The sequence below is a fragment of the Rosenbergiella gaditana genome (genome assembly GCF_018494065.1).
Classification (GTDB): domain Bacteria; phylum Pseudomonadota; class Gammaproteobacteria; order Enterobacterales; family Enterobacteriaceae; genus Rosenbergiella; species Rosenbergiella gaditana.
In genome coordinates this window covers 82577-101295 of record NZ_JABBFR010000002.1, presented here as the reverse complement: position 1 = coordinate 101295, position 18719 = coordinate 82577, and the positions used below count along the sequence as shown (strand labels likewise).

Sequence of the window (18719 nt, the reverse complement as noted above, 5' to 3'; positions counted from 1 at the left end):
TCACTCACTCTTTTGGCTGAGGGGAGATGCCGCTGCTAGGCTTGCCAGCAGTTGCTCGGTATCTTCCCAGCCCAAACACGCATCGGTAATAGATTGGCCATAGCAATCATTACCTTGGCCTTGCCAATCTTGGCGCCCCTCAACAATAAAGCTCTCGACCATCACCCCTGCAATCCCATGGTTTGGCTGGCCGAGCTGTTGGGCGATATCCTTGACGACCTCAAGCTGACGCTTGTGCTGCTTTAAACAATTGCCATGGCTACAATCGATCACCACGCGATCAGACAATGAAATAGCCGCCAAGGCCGCTTGGCAGGCCTTCACATATTCAGCCTGGTAATTGGGTTCTTTACCGCCACGTAAAATAATATGGCCGTCAGGATTGCCCAAGGTTTGATACACTGACATCTGTCCATGTTTATCTGGCGAAAGGAATAGATGCGGCACTTTTGCGGCGCGGACGGCGTCAATAGCAATCTTGCAGTTACCATCTGTACCATTTTTAAAGCCGACTGGACAAGAGAGAGCAGAGGCCATCTCACGGTGAATCTGACTTTCCGTGGTACGCGCCCCAATGGCTCCCCAGCTGATAAAATCAGCGATATATTGTCCCGTCACCATATCAAGAAACTCTGTCGCAGTTGGAACGCCAAGGGCGTTAATATCAGAAAGTAGCTGTCGGGCAACGACTAAACCATGATTGATATCGTGGCTACCATCAAGGTGTGGATCGTTAATCAGCCCTTTCCAACCGACGATTGTGCGTGGTTTCTCAAAATAGGTGCGCATCACGATTTCAAGACGATCTTGATATTTATCACGCAAAGGTTTGAGCCTTTTTGCGTAATCGACGGCCGCAGCAGGGTCATGGATAGAGCATGGGCCAATGATTACTAATAGCCGTTGGTCATGACCCTGTAAAATTTGACTGATAGCATGGCGTGTCGCGTGGATGAGCTGTTGGCAATTTTCGGTGATAGAGACTTGCTGATTCAGTTGGTGCGCGGTCATTAAGGTTCCGACAGGCACCGTTCTAAGTTCGTCTGTTAACATCATGGTTTACTCTATAGTCCTGCTCACCGGCAATACGCCGGTAATTATCCATTAACAATAAACGAAAATACGGGGGAAAAACATCGCTGTGTTTTAGACAAAAAAAACCCGCCTTCTGGCGGGAAAAGACTACACACAGCAATTCAATAATTAAGACAGGTGCTATAAACGCGTCTGAGAAATATTACCCTGTAAAAATAGGGTAATATGTAAGAATTCTCCCAGAAGAGGATTACCCCTCTTTAGGTACGCGGATCTGGCGCTGATTCTCCGCGATGTGCCGCGTATCTTCAAAGAGTTCCTCAAGCACCTCTTCAGGAGGAGCATCTGGACAAGGGGCTTCATGCATCCAAACATGTACCAGTCGGTAAGAAACAGCTAACACTACTGGACCAATAAACAGCCCAAGCATGCCAAAGGCTATTAATCCGCCAATTACCCCAGTCAGGATAATCAGCATCGGGAGATCGGCCCCTAGACGAATGAGCATGGGGCGGATCACACTATCCATGGAGGCTACCACCACGCTCCAGATTACCAAAACGGTTCCCCAGGTCGTGTCGCCACTGTAGTAGAGCCATATGATGGCTGGGATCAGTACCAGCAACGGTCCGATTTGGATTAAACAGCAGAGTATAATCAACACGGTGAGTATTGTGGCATAAGGAATTCCGGCTAACGCTAATCCTACGCCCGCGACAACACCTTGTAGAAGGGCTGTCACGACAATCCCCAAAGCAACGGCTTTAATAGCTTGATTCGCTAGGATGACTACGGCATCTCCTCTGCTCCCCGCTAACCAAAAAGCAAAGTGTCGAATCCCCATTGCTACCCGCTCACCACGCCAATAGAGCAGGGCGCTAAAGAGCAGCATGAGGGCTAAATGTACTAACAGCCTACCAAAATGTCCGGCTTGCGCGACAAAGAAACTCGTCGTACGGCCGATATAAGGTTGAACGGTAGCCAGTAGTTGAGCGCCTCCCCCCGCGATCATTTGATGGTAGTAACGAGACGCTTTATGACCGACTAACGGCAGTCTGTCTAACCAGGCTAATTGAGGCATAACCAGGTGTCCTGCACTTAACCAATGCAGCACCGGTTGTGCATTATCCAACACACTACTAATAAGTAAGGCAATAGGAATAATGAACACTAAGAGAATAATAAAGGTCATCACAATGACGGCCAGCGTGCGGCGGTTCCACAGTAGTCGTTGAAGGCGCTGCATCATGCCCCAAGTGGCAATGACGACCATTCCCGCCCAGGCAAAACCTAAAATAAAGGGCTGTACGACCCAGAAACAGCTGACAATCATTAACAAGAAAAATATTAATGTTAGTAACCGTTGTGGAATACTTCGCTCCGGTGGAAGCGGTCTACTCATAGTCAATGTTCCTTGTATTCATAAGGCCTAGCTTTTTATATTGCCTATGATGCTTGATTCGACTACGGAACAACATCTCTTTTCGATAATTTTAGTAATCCAACAAGGCAGCGCCATTAAAATATGTTAAAACAAAGGGGTTGATCGAAGACCACTTTTAAATTGGCAATGGGCAAATGATTCCACAACTAAATCACTCTCCTGGACAGACAGACGTAACCCGTAAATTTTTACAACTACTCAAACAATATGGATTTGCGGGAGATATTGGACAGCGCTATGCCGACCGCCTAAGTATGGCAACCGACAATAGTATTTATCAAAACTTACCTGATGCCATTCTATTCCCTAAATCATTAGAGGATATTGTGGCCATTACGCAATTGGCCTCTACTGAACGTTATCGCAGTATAACTTTTACACCGCGTGGCGGCGGAACGGGCACTAATGGCCAGTCTCTCACCAACGGCATCGTGGTAGATCTCTCGCGGCATATGAATGGTATCCTCGAATTTAATGCTGAAGAGGGGTGGGTGCGGGTTGAAGCGGGTGTTGTCAAAGATCAGCTAAATACGTGGCTAAAACCGCAGGGCTTCTTTTTCGCACCAGAGCTTTCTACCAGTAACCGCGCCACGATAGGTGGCATGATCAATACCGATGCGTCGGGTCAAGGCTCACTGATTTATGGTAAGACCTCGACTCACGTTCTGGGCGTACGTGCTGTACTACTGAATGGAGAAGTGATCGATACGGTTCCGCTATCGCGTCAGCAAGCAGAGATGAAGGGGCAGAGTACGACTCAAGAAGCGAAAATCTATCGCGAAGTAATGAGTAGCTGCATAGATAATCGCGCACTGATTGAGCAGAAATTTCCCAAACTAAACCGTTTTTTAACCGGTTACGATTTACGGCATGTTTTTTCTGAAGATGACGAATACTTTGATCTGACACGAATACTGTGTGGTGCAGAAGGATCGCTCGCTTTCATCGCTGAGGCTAAACTTAATATTTTACCGTTACCTAAGCTTCGCCAGCTGGTTAACATTAAATATGACTCCTTCGATTCCGCGCTTCGCAATGCTCCTTTTCTGGTGGAAGCCAAAGCCCTGTCCGTTGAGACCATTGATTCAACAGTTTTAAACCTTGCTCGCGAAGATATTGTTTGGCACTCGGTGAGTGAGTTAATGACTGAAGTTGAAGGCCAAGTGATGCAAGGGATTAACCTTGTTGAATTTGCTGGCGATAACGTTGAACAGATTGAGCAACAAGTGGCTGCGCTGTGCCAGAAACTCGATTATTTACGTGAGACTCAGCAAGCTGGTGTAATAGGTTATCAATGTTGCCGCCAATTGGAGCAAGTCGAAAGAATTTACGCGATGCGTAAAAAAGCGGTTGGGCTATTAGGTAATACCAAGGGACGCGCTAAACCGATTCCATTTGTTGAGGATACGGCAGTCCCACCCGAACATCTAGCTGATTACATCACAGAGTTCAGAGCGATTCTGGATAACCACAATCTCTCCTACGGCATGTTTGGTCATGTCGACGCGGGGGTACTGCACGTTCGCCCTGCACTGGATATGACCTTACCCGAGCATCATCAATTAATGCTGAGCATTTCGGACCAAGTTGCCGAACTCACTCGCTCGTACGGCGGATTGTTGTGGGGAGAGCATGGTAAGGGTTACCGTTCCGCTTACAGTGCGGACTTTTTTGGGCCAGAACTTTATTATCAACTACGTCGAATCAAAACCGCTTTTGACCCGGATAACCGTTTAAACCCAGGTAAAATTTGCCAGCCACTGGATAACGACACGGCATTATTACCCATAGATAGCCCTACGCGTGGGACTTTTGACCGACAAATACCCGTGGTGGTGCGAGAGAACTGGCGGGGGGCAATGGATTGTAACGGTAATGGCCTTTGCTTTAATTTCGATGTGAACAGCCCGATGTGTCCGTCGATGAAGGTCACCCGAGACAGAATTCACTCACCTAAAGGCCGTGCAACCTTGGTCCGTGAGTGGTTACGTTTGTTGTCTGAGCAGAATATCGACCCTGAGACGCTCGACAGCTCACCAGGCTTCTCTTTACGCTCGCTCAGTCAGAAAGTAAAAAATAGCTGGGGAGCTAAAAGGGCAGAGTACGACTTTTCTCACGAAGTCAAAGAGTCGATGAATGGCTGCCTTGCCTGCAAAGCTTGTGCGACACAGTGCCCGATTAAAATCGACGTACCCGTCTTCCGTGCACGATTCTTAGCGCTTTATCATACACGCTATTTGCGGCCTGTTGCTGACCACATCGTTGCGAATATCGAGCCATTGCTGCCTGTCATGGCTAAAGCACCGCAAGCCATCAATTTCTTCTTAGCCAAGCCTTGGGTGAACCAGTTAAGTCGTCGATATGTGGGTATGGTCGATCTCCCGCCACTGTCGCATCCAACCCTACGCAGTCAGCTTACAGGGCATTCTGCTTTGAGCACCACCCTTGAAGACCTCCAAACGATGTCCGTTGAACAGCGAGCGAATTACGTCGTGGTGGTGCAGGATCCCTTCACCAGCTTCTACGAAGCGAATCTGGTTAATGATTTAGTGCAACTGATTAGCCATTTAGGCTATAAGCCCGTACTGTTACCTTTTGTGCCGAACGGTAAGCCTCAGCAAGTCAAAGGGTTCTTACAACGTTTTGCACGGACAGCGAAAAAAAGTGCAGATGTCTTAAACCGTGTGGCAGCATTAAATCTGCCGATGGTGGGGACTGACCCGGCATTAGTGTTGTGTTATCGCGATGAATATAAAGTATTGGGTAATGACCGTGGCGAATTTAACGTGCTGTTAGCCCACGAGTGGCTGAAAACAGTGGCATTACCTGCCGAGCATACTCCTAAGAGTCAGGAGGAATGGTACCTTTTCTCTCATTGTACCGAAGTTACAGCGCTACCGTCAGCCTCTCAGCAGTGGAAAGACATTTTCGCCAAGTACGGTGCGAAATTGCATACCATAAATGCGGGATGTTGCGGTATGGCAGGGACCTATGGGCATGAAGCGCGAAACTTAGAGAACTCTCGTAAAATCTTTGGGCTATCGTGGCAACCGCAACTCGCAGATAAACCTATAGAACGTTGCTTGGCAACTGGCTTTTCTTGTCGAAGCCAAGTAAAACGCTTTGGTGGAGACAAGATCAAGCACCCACTCCAAGCATTATTACAAATGGCTCGACAACAATCATAATCCCCTCCTAGCTCATCGAGTCAGCGTATTGCAAAAATTCACGTTGCAGTTCGCTGGCTTTCTGCCAGTTACCCTGTGCAATAAACACTTGGCAAAGGCCTGTCATTGAATGACGGGCTAATTGGATAGTCTGCGCTTTAAACAGTGACTCTCGTTGAACATTACTGTGTAACTGCTCGATCAGCTTTTGATGGAGACCAGAGAGGACGGCGAAGTAATTATCGTCATCACCTTGTATATAGCAGTAATCAGCAATTTTTAGGCTTAAATCGTTGAATTGGCGCAGCTGTCCTAAAGTACATTGTTTGTTGTAAAGTGGACGTTCAGCGAGATAGTACTCAACGCGTAAATCTTCAAGCGTTTGCTGATAATCTTCTAGATTACTGGTTATCCAGAGCGAGAATGAATGGGGGATAGGCATAATAGCTCCTTATTTAATGATAACAATTATCATTATCATAGCGAGTTATTATGTGTTTGCAAGCGTTGATTAGGAATTGAATAAAAAAATGGCACCCCGAAGGATGCCATTTTCTAGTCCAAGACTCTTACTTACGGTAAGAGTGAGCTTGGTTGTCCAGACGCTGGTTAGCGCGAGCTGCATCATCTTTAGCAGCTTGAACGTCAGTACGTACTGAGTTCAGGTCGGTGCTCAGTTGATCAACTTTGGTGTTCAGAGTTTGAACGTCGCTTGACAGTTGGTCAATTTTAGCGTTGCTAGAACAACCAGCAAGCAGAGTTGAACCAAGAATTACCGCGCCCAGTACCAGTTTAGTACGATTCATTATTTTACCCTCGTTATTAGGTTAATATCCATGTAGCCAGATAAGTATTACACAAAGCTTTTTAAGTTGAGAATAAATTTTTTATAAGAAGATGCTTAAAAACGCTTATTCGCTTAAATAGTGTTCATTCGGTTTTTATTGATAAGTTTTTTTGAGATAAAAATACTATTCAATCGGGCTAACCTTTGAATTGTGAGCAAAAAATGCTTTTGCTAATCTTATTTATCGATATATAAGTGACTTATAAAGAGAAAAAAGTAATTGATATTGAAAGTAGTCGTACCGATTTCTGTGAAAAGGCTCAGAAGAAATAATGAATCGTACTACTACGACTCAATTGAAAGCAGATAGTTCAGATAAAATAAGAAAAGAATTAAGAATAAAAAATATTTTTTCGAATTAATACTCGCTTTTATTAATTAGCTAATCGATTAAAAATAATAATTTAAAGTGCAGGTACTGTTTGAGGAATATTGTAGGCAAAAAAAAGGCCAGGAAACCTGACCTTTACTAAATTGATAAGGACTATACTATGTGTACAGAAGCGGTATTTGTCGTACCGCTTGGTACCAATGCACCGGATACCATGACCACAACATCACCTTTCTGAGCGAAACCTTCCGCTACCGCGATCTCTTTACCGATACGGTAGAAGTCATCGGTAGAAGTGATTTCAGGAACAAAATGCGTCGTAACCCCTTTGGTTAGAAGTAATTGGCGACAGGTTGTCTCATTGTCCGTTAGGGCTAAGATAGTGGCCGATGGGAAATATTTGCGAATAGATTTTGCAGATTTACCGCCTTTAGTCGCCACAATGATTAACGTTGACGCTAATTTTTCTGCAGTCTCCACAGCACCGCGGCATACCGCTTCAGTGATGCGAAGTTTACGACCTTCTTTGAGCTCGTCGATACGGCTTTTCATTACGGCATCGGTACGCTGACAGATAGTCGCCATGATGGTGACCGCTTCAAGAGGATATTTTCCTTTCGCACTTTCACCTGACAGCATTACCGCGTCAGTACCATCGAGAATTGCATTGGCCACGTCGCCAGCTTCGGCACGGGTAGGGCGAGGATTCTTGATCATTGAATCAAGCATCTGGGTCGCAGTGATAACCACTTTACGCGCCTGATTACATTTCTTCACCATCATTTTTTGGGCAAAGATAACTTCTTCAACAGGGATTTCTACGCCGAGGTCACCGCGTGCTACCATGATGCCATCTGACGCTTCTAAAATTTCATCAAAATTATTGAGGCCTTCTTGGTTCTCAATTTTAGAGATGATTTGGATATGCTCGCCGCCATGTTGTTTAAGGTGCTCACGTATCTCCAACACATCAGAACGTTTACGGATAAATGAAGCCGCGACGAAGTCGATACCTTGCTCGCAACCAAACACGAGATCACGTTTATCTTTTTCAGATAGCGCAGGTAACTGGATTGAAACGCCGGGTAGGTTAACCCCTTTATTCTCACCGAGATCACCGTTGTTAAGCACTTTACAGACTACGGTGTTTTCGGTGACTTCTATCACTTCCATACCTAATAGGCCATCGTCGACCAGTACGGTATTACCAATGCTTAGATCCGCGGCAAAACCAGAGTAGGTGACGGCCACACGATCTTGGTTACCAATAATCGATTGATCGGTCGTAAAGGTAAAGGTTTGACCAGCTTGAAGGGAAACATCGTTTCCGTTTTCAAGCTTCATGGTGCGGATTTCAGGGCCTTTGGTATCAAGAAGTATCGCCGCATGGTGAGCTGTTTTACCCACTACTGCACGCAGATTCGCGATACGCTGACCGTGTTCGTCGTAATCGCCGTGAGAAAAATTCAGACGCATAACGTTCATTCCTGCATCAAGCAGTTTGGTTAGCATCTCTTCTGATTCAGTTTTAGGACCGATGGTACAGACGATTTTTGTCTTTTTCATAATATTTGTCTATTAGTTGAAATGAATGAACTTGTGCGGGGCAAAGCGAACGGCACCCGCTGGGAATACTTCTAGGGCGGAGTAGAACGAATTCTTTGGATTGAAAAAGAGATCTTTAAAACGAAGGAAGCAGCATGCGTAGGAGTAGGCTATACGCATAGGGCTAAAAAAATGTTGAGTGAAGCACACTCTGTACGTTAAGGACCTTATCACGTTATTCGTAAAGACCTTTTCAGTGGGTAACATCCATATTATAGTCACTTAGTGCCCGGAAACCAAACAGAATTCGCTAAGGCCAGTACGACAAATAATAAAATAATGATACCTCTCAATGAATTGTAGCCTCCCGGTATGCTTTCACTGGGAGTCAGCTCGAGAGGCTACCCACTGTAAGATGGGGAGGAAACAGTTGCTAAACTAGTGCTACCCACCCATTACCACCAAATTTCCATTTGTGCCCCAAAGCTCAATTCATCTCTGGCCCCACGGCTGAGTCTTAGGGCAGTGTTATCAGAATAGGCCATGCCTTTGATCTTACCGAGATCATTTGACACCGCATAGCCCCATTTTTCTTTCCAGTCCGCATAAGTGACGTACAAACGCAGAGCTGGGCGGGCAAAGTTCCCCAGCCCAGCTTGCCACTGTTGTGCGAGGGTAATTTTGTACTGGCTATTAGTCTGTTCGGTTCGTTGCGATTTAACCTGATCATACCCCAACTCGACCAAGGTACTCATCGTTGGTGTCCAGTGATACATGGGGCGGACACCTGCAGTAAGCCAGCGTGTACCATTATCGTCATCACGTTGAATATCTTGATACATCGCAACATAGGTAAAACCCCAACGGTCGTTGAGCTCATAAGTACCGTGTTGAATGAGTCGTAGCATTTTCCCTCGATTATTCACTGCCGCACCTTGAGCTCGGCCATTATTCAGTGACGTCATGGCATCGGTGGCATATTGCAGCACCGAGGTACTCCACCCTGTTGATAACGTTTGACGATGAGACGCAGTGAAGAGCCATCCCTGTTTACTCGCATTGTTTAACAGAGAGTAACCTTCGCTTGGATTGGCTCTGCCGTAATCAACGCCAACTTCAAGTCTACCGCCTGGGTTAACCTTAAGATCGGCGACACGAAAATCAAGGGTATCAGTGATGACATCTTTTTCTCTTATTTGTTGTGAGATATAGCCCTGTGAACCCCCCGTCTCACTATTACGTGTCACGGCCAATGAGAGCGAGCTCCAACCAGTGTTAATATTTTCTAATCCTGCACCGGGCCCTGAAATATCCCAATAGTAGAAATCGATCATATGCACATCATGGCGCTGATAAAAACGTTTACCCGCCCAAAGCTTGGCGCCAGGCAGGGCAGGGAGTAGGTTATCAGCTTGAATATTCACTTCACGTAAGGCTGGGGAAACGGCTTCAAAATCCGCTCGTTGTGAGACGGCATAGGCTAAATTGGTATCGAAATAAAAACTCGCGTCATCTTGCTTCCAAACTTGTTGTCCAAGTTTTAGCTCAGCATAGGTTTCACATTCATTGCCGAGGCGATATTTACTGGCCGCACCCGTGACAGTTTGGCACTGTTGTTCACCGCCGCGACTGCTCCATCCAATGCCTGACCTTGCATACCCTTTAAAATCTAAGGCGTAGACGGGTAGAGTTATTGCTGCGGTTACGATAAATATAACGTGGGATACCCTTCCTTGAGTCATTATTGGTCACTCCTGAGGTCAATAGAACATTAAAATACCAGCACTAGCGATACACCCGTAGAGGTTGAGAGCATGGCTTCATGCGCCCTGAGTCTGCCTCACCGGATTAATTATTCTCTGTCCATAGCCACCATGCGGCTTGATACGCTTTTAACGGACCTGCAGTCGGGGCATCAGTGACTGTAGGATAATTTGCCCACAGCAGTTGATACTGTGAGTGATGACCGAAGTTTGGCGGAGACCAATCGACGGATTGGGTCGTTAGATTGGCGACGACCAACAGTATTTGATTATTCCAACGCCGCCGATAGCACCAAATTTTTGGATGTTCTGGGAGTAGATCAAGATAGTCACCTAACTGAATAATCTGGTACTGCTTGCGTAAGTGAATAAGTGCGCGATAGGTATGTAGAATAGAATCCGGATCGGCGATTGCGGCAGCGACATTGATTTGACGATAATTTGGGTTGAGGGAGATCCATGGTGCGGTACGACTAAACCCGGCGTAGAGTTCATTGTTCCACTGCATTGGGGTTCGGCTATTGTCACGAGATTTAGTGGCAAGAATCGCCAGTGATTCAGCTGCAGGGATGCCACGATTACAGTGTTCAGTATACATAGAGAGGCTTTCAATATCGCGATACTGAGAAATATCTGTAAAACCAGCATTGGTCATACCGATCTCTTCGCCTTGAAAAATATAAGGGGTGCCTTGCATACCATAAAGTATCATGGCAAGCATTTTCGCTGAGGTGACGCGGTAGTCTTTATCTTCGCCGAATCGTGAAACAACGCGGGGCTGATCATGATTACCCCAAAAAATCGCACTATTTGCCCGTCGATGCATTCCCTGTTGCCAGTAACTGAAAACCTGCTTTAGTTCTAAAAAGTCAGGGGGGGCTAAACTCCACTTATTACCCTCAGAATAATCTACCTTTAAATGATGAAAATTAAAGACCATGGTGAGCTCGCGATTATCGAGCGCTGCATACTGCTGGCAATGCTGTAAGGATGTGGAAGACATTTCCCCCACCGTGATCAGGCCTAGAGGCTGAAATACATCACGGCTAATTTCCTGCAAGTACTGATGCACCTTAGGACCGTCGGTATAGAATTTTCGACCATCCCCACTGGGGTCATCAAGAAATTCAGAGGGTTTGGAAATAAGATTAACGACATCCAATCGAAATGCATCAACGCCTTTAGCAGCCCAAAATTGACAGATATCTTTGATGGCTTGACGCACCGGTGGATGATCCCAATTCAGATCAGCTTGCTGTGGGCTGAATAGGTGTAAATAGTACTTACCGGTTCTTTCTTGCCATTGCCAAGCACTCCCCCCAAATTTAGAAACCCAATTAGTGGGTAGCCCTTCAGCTGAGGCCTCCTGCCAAATATAAAAAGGATGCCATTGACTCTTGGGATCGCAAGCTTGTATAAACCAAGGATGCTCAGTTGAAGTATGGTTGAACACCATATCCATCATAATGAGCATATTTCTTAGGTGCGCTTGTTGGACAAGGTTTTCAAAATCGGCCATAGAGCCGTAAAGGGGGTCTATATTATAATAATCACTAATATCGTACCCATTATCTACTTGAGGAGAAGGGTAGATAGGCGTTAACCAAATAATATCGACGCCGAGAAACTGCAAATAATCCAGTCGTTGAATAATACCCACTAAATCGCCAATTCCATTGTCGGTCGTATCTTGAAAACTCTTAGGGTAAATTTGATAAACCACTTTATTCTGAGACCATTTTTGTTCCATGGTACAACGCCTCCTTGATATTCTGCCTGATTGATGAGGGACTTACTCCTCGACAGACAGATTGTGTTGCCGACGGCTCAGGTAATTAGCGTACAACAAGGTTAGAATTATCGGTACGGCGATAGCGATAATCATGGCGAAGAAAAATGTTAGCCAAAATTGCGGTTGAATAGATAGGATGCCGGGCAGACCACCGACACCAATACCATTGGCTAGCACCTGATTGAAGCCACAAACCAAACCGGCGAGTGCTGAACCGATCATTGCGCAAAGCATCGGGTATCGGGACTTCAAGTTCACGCCATACATTGCAGGTTCAGTCACGCCAAGATAAGCCGCTATCGCTGCGGGAATCGCAACCTCCCGCTGTTGTCGACGTTTATCCCTAAGGATCGTCCCAATCACCGCTGAGGCCTGAGCGATATTCGATAGCGCAATCAATGGCCATACCGGTGTGCCACCCATGCTTTGAATCATCTGCATATCAATGGCTATGGTAGTTTGATGGATGCCAGTGATTACTAAGGGTGCATAGAGGAAACCGAAAAGCGCTGCGCCAATTGGTGCTAAGCTTCCCGTCATGACATACTGTACGATAAATGCCACGCCTTCCCCGAGTAAACGACCGAAAGGCCCAATCACAGCATGGGCCAGTGGGATAGCCAACAGTAATGAAGTCACTGGCACTAACACCAAATTTAAGGATAGAGGAACAATACGGGTTAGCTGGCGTTCAATCAGGGCTAACATCATACCCGCAAGTATTGAAGGAATGACTTGCGCTTGATAACCCACTTTCTCCACACTAAACCAGCCAAAATCCCAGATTTCAGGAATTTGCTGACCTAATGAATAAGAGTTCATCAATTGGGGGGAAACTAAGGTAATGCCCAATATAATGCCTAATATTGGTGTACCTTTCATTTTAGATACCGTTGACCAACATACAGCGACCGGTAAAAACATAAAAATAGCTTCGCCGGGTAACCAAAGTAATTCATAAATCGTTTGCCAAACGGGATACTGCTGAGCGAGAGTCAGACCATGACTGAATGGAATATCGCCAATAATATTCCTAAACCCTAATATAAGGCCACCGCTAATTAATGCAGGAAGCAGAGGGAAAAATATTTCAGCAATATGGGAAAAGGCGGCTTCTGAAAAAGACATATTTTTCCGAGCCGCCTGACGAATAGAGGATTTATCTGAGCTTGAGAGTTCAAGGGTATCCATTAAGCCTTGATAATATTCTTTTACCTGCGGTCCAATAACGACCTGAAATTGACCTGCATTGGTGAAACATCCCTTTACCATCGAGAGTTTTTCAATATCTTTAGGTTTGGCTAGGCTTGGGTCATTAAGTACTAATCGTAGACGTGTAATACAATGGCTGACACTATTAATATTATCCTGCCCGCCGAGTAACTTCACGAGGCTATCAATTTCCTTTTGATGCAGCTTACTCATAATTCATCCTTTAATTTTATAGCAGAGCTGACTTAAGTTCAGCCAAAGTCAGAGAATTATGGCTGATAGTTATTTCGCTAAAGATGAGAGGTAAAATTTAACCTGCTTAAGCTAAAAAGGCTTGCTAACAATTAACTATGTGGGATGAAGATCACTAAAATAGAATTATTACGTGCTGATATCAAAGGGGAGGGTATTTAAAGTTACTCATTACTTTAATAATAAATTTTAGAAGGTAATTGTAATGACTTGTTAAAGTAAATGACAACAACAACAAAATAATAATTATTTATTAAGATAAATATAATATAAAAAGGAAAATGAGGAATTAATGAAGTTGACGATGATTTATGGTGCGTCCGAGTGGACTCGAACCACCGACCCCCACCATGTCAAGGTGGTGCTCTAACCAACTGAGCTACGGACGCACACGCTGCATTGCTACAGCGGGACGAATATTAACGGCATCCTTAGCGACTGGCAAGCAGAAAACAATAAATACCTGCTAAATGGTTGACATCTAATCACTGAGTGGAAATTTTAATCGTTTAAAGCACTTTTTACCGGCTTGCACGCGTTAAAATCACATCAGTAGGTTTTTTCTGCAGAGTAATGATACGTAGAACCATCATTATCGCCGCGGAGGTTAAACCGATGATAAAGCCACACCAGAAGCCTGCAGGTCCCATTCGCGGTACAACCATATCCGTGAGTGCCAGAATATAGCCGCAGGGTAATCCCAATAGCCAATAAGCAATAAAAGTAATAAAGAAAATAGCACGAGTATCTTTATAGCCTCGTAATATTCCGCTCCCAATCACTTGTACACTGTCTGAGCATTGATAAATAGCAGCGAGAAACATCAATTGCCCCGCGAGTGTGACAACAGCAGGGTCATCATTGTATAACCGAGCAATATCATGGCGGAACACTACTGTGACAATCGCCGTACAGCAGACAAAACATAACCCGACGGCTTGAGATGTCCATGCGGCCACTTGTGCACCTTGAGTTGAACCACGGCCCAACTGGTAGCCTACTCGGATTGTGCTAGCGATTCCCATTGATAGCGGGATAACAAACATTAAAGAGCTAAAATTCAGCGCAATTTGGTGACCTGCTACCTCAACAACACCTAGGGGAGAGACTAATATTGCCACAACGGCAAAAAGTGTCACTTCAAAAAATAGGGCAGAGGCAATGGGCAATCCAAGCGTGATAATCCGACCTATAACGGTAAAGTTTGGTTTAGCCCAGCGAGCGGTGGGGCGGATATCTTGCAGGCTACGAGATTTTTTTGTCCATAACCACAGGCCAAAAAACATCATCCAATAGACGGAGGCGGTGGCGACACCACAGCCAACACCACCCAGTGCAGGCATACCAAAATGGCCATAAATAAAGATGTAGTTGATAGGGATATTGCACAGTAAGCCGATAAAACCAAAGACCATACTTGGCTTCGTCTTCGATAAGCCATCACATTGGTCGCGAATGACTTGGAAGAAGAGAAACCCTGGTGCGCCCCACATCAATGCATGCAGGTAACGCTCGGCAATATCCGCCATTTTGGGATCGATTCCTGACATTGCTCGAATAAATATTCCGGCATTCCAAATAATGGCAATCACTAAAATTGAAAGGAATGCAGCAAGCCATAAACCTTGTTGAACATGATCCCCGACTTTATTCCTACGTCCCGAGCCAGCTAAATGAGCAATTGTGGGTGTAATTGCCATTAATACGCCTAATGCGAACAAAATAACGGGTAACCATATTGACGTACCGATCGCAACCGCCGCCATATCGGTAGCACTAACAGAACCAGCCATTGTTGTATCAACGAACCCCATCGCCGTTTGCGAGGTTTGTGACAAAATGACAGGGATAGCTAGCACCAGTAACTGTTTAGCTTCTTTAAAATATTTCTGCACTGGATATCCTTAACTCAATTATTATCCCAATCTCAGGCTATCATCGCCGAACTCCCTACATACATAAAGAAGAAAAGGATAATTATTTTCTCTTATGGCACCAGCCAGTCATGTTCATGCCGCAATATGTGATAATCTGAAGCAAAATAAGGGGGAAGAGATGTTTACTGGTATTGTGCTCGGCACCGCTGAAATTATTGAAATCGATGAACAACCACTGTTTCGCACGCATAAAGTGATGTTTCCGCCAGCGTGGCTAGAGGCATTACAAATTGGTGCTTCGGTGGCGCATAATGGGTGTTGCCTAACTGTTACTGAAATAAAGGGCAATACAGTAAGTTTTGACCTGATCAAAGAAACGCTCCGCGTCACGAATTTGGGACAGTTATCGGTCGGTGACCGAGTTAACATTGAGCGTGCGGCTAAATTTTCAGACGAAATCGGTGGGCACTTGATGTCCGGCCATATTATGGCACAAGCCTCAGTGAGTAAAATTATTCAATCTGAGCACAACCGGGAGGTCTGGTTTGAGATTAATGATCCCAGTTTAATGAAGTATGTGCTGCATAAAGGCTTTATTGGAGTTGATGGCTGTAGTTTGACCATAGGTGATGTGACTGAGCGGCGCTTCTGCGTACATCTTATCCCTGAAACGTTAGAGCGGACATTATTGTCTGATCGTAAATTAGGTGACAGTGTCAATATTGAAATTGATACACAGACTCAGGCCATCGTTGATACAGTGGAAAGAATGCTGCATAAAAAGTAACGGTAAAAAAGCTCCTGAGTGTGAAAGGAGCTTTTTTTATTCAGCGTGCCACGCGCAGCCCGCCGTCAAGACCGCGACTGAACACGACTTGCCATAACTGAATATCACGAGAACGAAACGCTCCTGCGCAAGCATTAAGATAATAGGTAAACATACGTTTAAAGCGCGGGTCATAACGTTGTGAAAGTTCAGGCCACGCGGCAAGAAAACGGTCATACCATGCCATTAACGTTTTATCGTAGTCCGGTCCAAAATTATGCCAATCTTCCATGACAAAATGCGGTTCACTGTATTCTGCAATATGTTTGACTGATGGTAAGCAACCGTTGGGGAAAATGTATTTATCAATCCAAGGGTCAACATTGAGGTCTGTATGATTGGACCCTATGGTATGGAGCACAAAGAGTCCATCAGGCTTGAGGTTTCTGGCTGCCACATCAAAATACGTGGCATAATTTTTTGGACCAACATGCTCGAACATCCCGACAGACACGATCCGATCAAATTGCTCATGCAGATCGCGATAATCTTGCAGTAATATTTCGACATCCAAACCTGCACAACGTTGCTGAGCCATTTTCTGTTGTTCGGCAGAGATGGTAACGCCCTTGACCTTAACTTGATAATGTTTGGCGGCATATTCCGACAATCCGCCCCAGCCACAGCCGATATCTAATAAGGTCATCCCGGGTTGCAGTTGCAATTTACGACAAATTAGGTCGAGTTTAGCCTCTTGAGCCGCTTCAAGTGTCGATGCAGTAGGCCAATATGCACAAGAATACTGCATATAAGGATCGAGCATTAAAGAAAAAAGGTCATTACCTAAATCGTAATGTTCTTTTCCAACAATCCAGGCTCGTTTTCTCGACTGAAGGTTCGTCAGTCTCGCGGTCGCAATACGTAAAGTATCTTTAAAATGGCGGGGTAATTGATGGTCCAATTTATGACGGAGAACTTTTGTGAAGAATATATCGAGACGGTCGCATTCCCACCAACCATCCATATAACTTTCACCTAAGCCTAAAGAACCTTCTTGTAATACTCGTTTGAAAAATTGCTGATTGACGACACGTATATCGCCAGCTCTTGAACCGTTAATCTGAACATCAGCACGATCGAGTAGCTCCTGTGCAATACGAAACCAATGATCTTCTTTTAAATTAATTTCTTCTATATATGACGTGGACATATGCGTATATCACCTGTTTAAATAACACACTACGCTTGGGAGCGGTTGCATAACTTTCCCTAGAAAAGTAAACAGCTATTCATCAGTGACAACTAATTATTTTTATAATGAGGTGGTAGCGTAAAGTTTTGTAATACGTCGGCTACCGAAGTCAGTATAGGACTGACTTCGGTAGAGTTCAATAGGGAATATAGGGCGAAGGAAAAACCGGTTAGCGAGACGTTCTTTCGGTAGACGCTTGGTAAAAATAGCCAATTAGTGCCAAGACGACAGTGGTTGCCATGGCGATAACGGTAATACTCAACACGTGATCGATTTGTGAAGAAACCCATAGGCTATACAAAAAACATACGCCAAGTTGTGTAAAGTTCTGTACTGAAGCGGCTTTACCGCTGTGCTCAGGAAAGGCTTTTAACGCTTTCGATACAACGATCGGGTAGATAGCGCCGTTAGACATGGCCATCACACTAAAAGGGGTAAGCAAAAGCCAGAGCGAAGGTGTCATCCATAATCCGCTAACCAGTAAAGCCAAGACACTACCCAGATAAAAAAGGAGTAACCAAGGTAATAGTTGCTCGCCGTTAAAACGGTTTAATAAGGCACGACAACCAAAACCACCGATTAAAAAAGTCACGGTTTGCGGAATATAGCTCAATCCAATTTCGCTCGGACTCAATCCCAATTGTCCCATGATAAAAGGAGAACCGGTTAGCCAAGCGAAGAAACTTGCAGAACAGGCTGCATAAATAAGAATATTACCAGTGAATTGCGGCTGCGAGAGTAATGTTTTATATGGCAGGTGCCCGGTCGCTTTTGACGACACTAACTGTTGTGCTGGAAGTAAATAAAAGGTGAGGCCCAGTAACAGTGTACTGATTAACGTTAACGTGCCAAATATTGCTTGCCAGTCAAAATGGGTGATCAGCCAGGCACCAATCAGCGGTGCAAGTGCGGGTGAGAGCGCGACCAATGGCATGATCGCCGCGAACATTTTATGGGCTTTTTCTTTGGGAAAGTGATCAAGCACTAAGGACTGCCAACATACTGCAGCGGCGCAGACACCACAGGCTTGAAGAAATCTCAGTGCTAATAACACCCGAGCATCGGTCACCCATACGACGGCTAGACAACTCAAGGTAAAAAGAGAAAGACCATAAACCAACACGGTTCGGCGGCCAATTTTATCCGACAGAGGGCCCCAAAATAGCTGTGCACAACAGAATCCCGCTAAGAATAGACTGAGGCTAGCACTGACCATATTGGCGGTGGTTCCTAAATAGTCTTGCATGGCGGTAAAGGCAGGGAGATACATATCTGTTGCCAGAAAACCCAGCATGCTTAGCAGGGCGAGGTAAACGAAGAAGAGTTTCGGATGTTGCATGGGGCGTCCTAGTCAAAATAATCCGGTGAGTGTAAAAGGATGCAGACTTGTTTGTAAAACGGTAATATTTGTCAACACTATTCAAAATAATTGAAAG

At 45.1% G+C, this 18719-nt stretch carries 13 protein-coding genes and 1 tRNA gene; 2 read left to right on the top strand and 12 right to left on the bottom strand.

The features are described 5' to 3' along the window. Together HH682_RS01920 and ydiK are read right to left on the bottom strand one after the other, a co-directional pair. Positions 1-1056, bottom strand: a complete 1056-nt coding sequence (locus HH682_RS01920) for a 3-deoxy-7-phosphoheptulonate synthase (protein ID WP_214235718.1) — start codon at positions 1054-1056, stop codon at positions 1-3. A 229-nt stretch (positions 1057-1285) separates the two neighbouring features. Continuing rightward, positions 1286-2437 carry an AI-2E family transporter YdiK gene (ydiK, locus tag HH682_RS01915; RefSeq protein WP_214235717.1) on the bottom strand — a complete coding sequence of 384 codons (1152 nt, stop codon included), beginning with the start codon at positions 2435-2437 and terminating at the stop codon, positions 1286-1288. Between the two features lie 176 nt (positions 2438-2613). On the opposite strand from ydiK, the gene ydiJ reads away from it, so the two are divergent. Continuing rightward, positions 2614-5667, top strand: coding sequence for a D-2-hydroxyglutarate dehydrogenase YdiJ (ydiJ, locus tag HH682_RS01910; RefSeq protein ID WP_214235715.1), 3054 nt, complete (start codon positions 2614-2616; stop codon positions 5665-5667). A 7-nt stretch (positions 5668-5674) separates the two neighbouring features. Here ydiJ and HH682_RS01905 read toward each other — a convergent pair whose 3' ends face one another. The 8 genes from HH682_RS01905 to HH682_RS01870 form a co-directional block, all read right to left on the bottom strand. Beyond that, a complete protein-coding gene (locus HH682_RS01905; protein ID WP_214235713.1) occupies positions 5675-6088 on the bottom strand; it encodes a hypothetical protein in 414 nt (137 codons plus the stop codon). A 127-nt stretch (positions 6089-6215) separates the two neighbouring features. Next, positions 6216-6452 carry a major outer membrane lipoprotein gene (locus tag HH682_RS01900; RefSeq protein ID WP_048912082.1) on the bottom strand — a complete coding sequence of 79 codons (237 nt, stop codon included), beginning with the start codon at positions 6450-6452 and terminating at the stop codon, positions 6216-6218. Positions 6453-6977: 525 nt separating this feature from the next. Next, the gene (pykF, locus tag HH682_RS01895) at positions 6978-8390 is read right to left on the bottom strand and encodes a pyruvate kinase PykF (protein WP_214235711.1); all 1413 of its coding nucleotides are present in this window, start codon (positions 8388-8390) and stop codon (positions 6978-6980) included. A gap of 434 nt (positions 8391-8824) precedes the next feature. After that, positions 8825-10111: a maltoporin gene (locus tag HH682_RS01890; protein ID WP_214235709.1), complete on the bottom strand. Its 1287-nt coding sequence runs from the start codon at positions 10109-10111 to the stop codon at positions 8825-8827. Positions 10112-10217: 106 nt separating this feature from the next. Next, complete coding sequence (locus HH682_RS01885) at positions 10218-11882, bottom strand: alpha,alpha-phosphotrehalase (RefSeq protein ID WP_214235707.1); 1665 nt, start codon at positions 11880-11882, stop codon at positions 10218-10220. A 42-nt stretch (positions 11883-11924) separates the two neighbouring features. Then, positions 11925-13349 carry a PTS trehalose transporter subunit IIBC gene (treB, locus tag HH682_RS01880; protein WP_214235705.1) on the bottom strand — a complete coding sequence of 475 codons (1425 nt, stop codon included), beginning with the start codon at positions 13347-13349 and terminating at the stop codon, positions 11925-11927. A gap of 351 nt (positions 13350-13700) precedes the next feature. Next, positions 13701-13777: transfer RNA gene (locus tag HH682_RS01875), tRNA-Val, on the bottom strand. A 132-nt stretch (positions 13778-13909) separates the two neighbouring features. Beyond that, positions 13910-15283 (bottom strand): MATE family efflux transporter, encoded by a 1374-nt coding sequence (locus HH682_RS01870; protein ID WP_214235703.1) that lies wholly within the window; start codon positions 15281-15283, stop codon positions 13910-13912. 160 nt (positions 15284-15443) lie between these two features. Between HH682_RS01870 and HH682_RS01865 the strand changes: the two genes are divergently transcribed. Beyond that, a complete protein-coding gene (locus HH682_RS01865; protein WP_214236031.1) occupies positions 15444-16052 on the top strand; it encodes a riboflavin synthase subunit alpha in 609 nt (202 codons plus the stop codon). 40 nt (positions 16053-16092) lie between these two features. On the opposite strand, the gene cfa is transcribed toward HH682_RS01865, so the two are convergent. Continuing rightward, positions 16093-17241, bottom strand: a complete 1149-nt coding sequence (gene cfa / locus HH682_RS01860; RefSeq protein ID WP_214235701.1) for a cyclopropane fatty acyl phospholipid synthase — start codon at positions 17239-17241, stop codon at positions 16093-16095. Positions 17242-17452: 211 nt separating this feature from the next. Continuing rightward, positions 17453-18622, bottom strand: a complete 1170-nt coding sequence (punC, locus tag HH682_RS01855; protein WP_214235699.1) for a purine nucleoside transporter PunC — start codon at positions 18620-18622, stop codon at positions 17453-17455. Between the last annotated feature and the right edge of the window lie 97 nt (positions 18623-18719).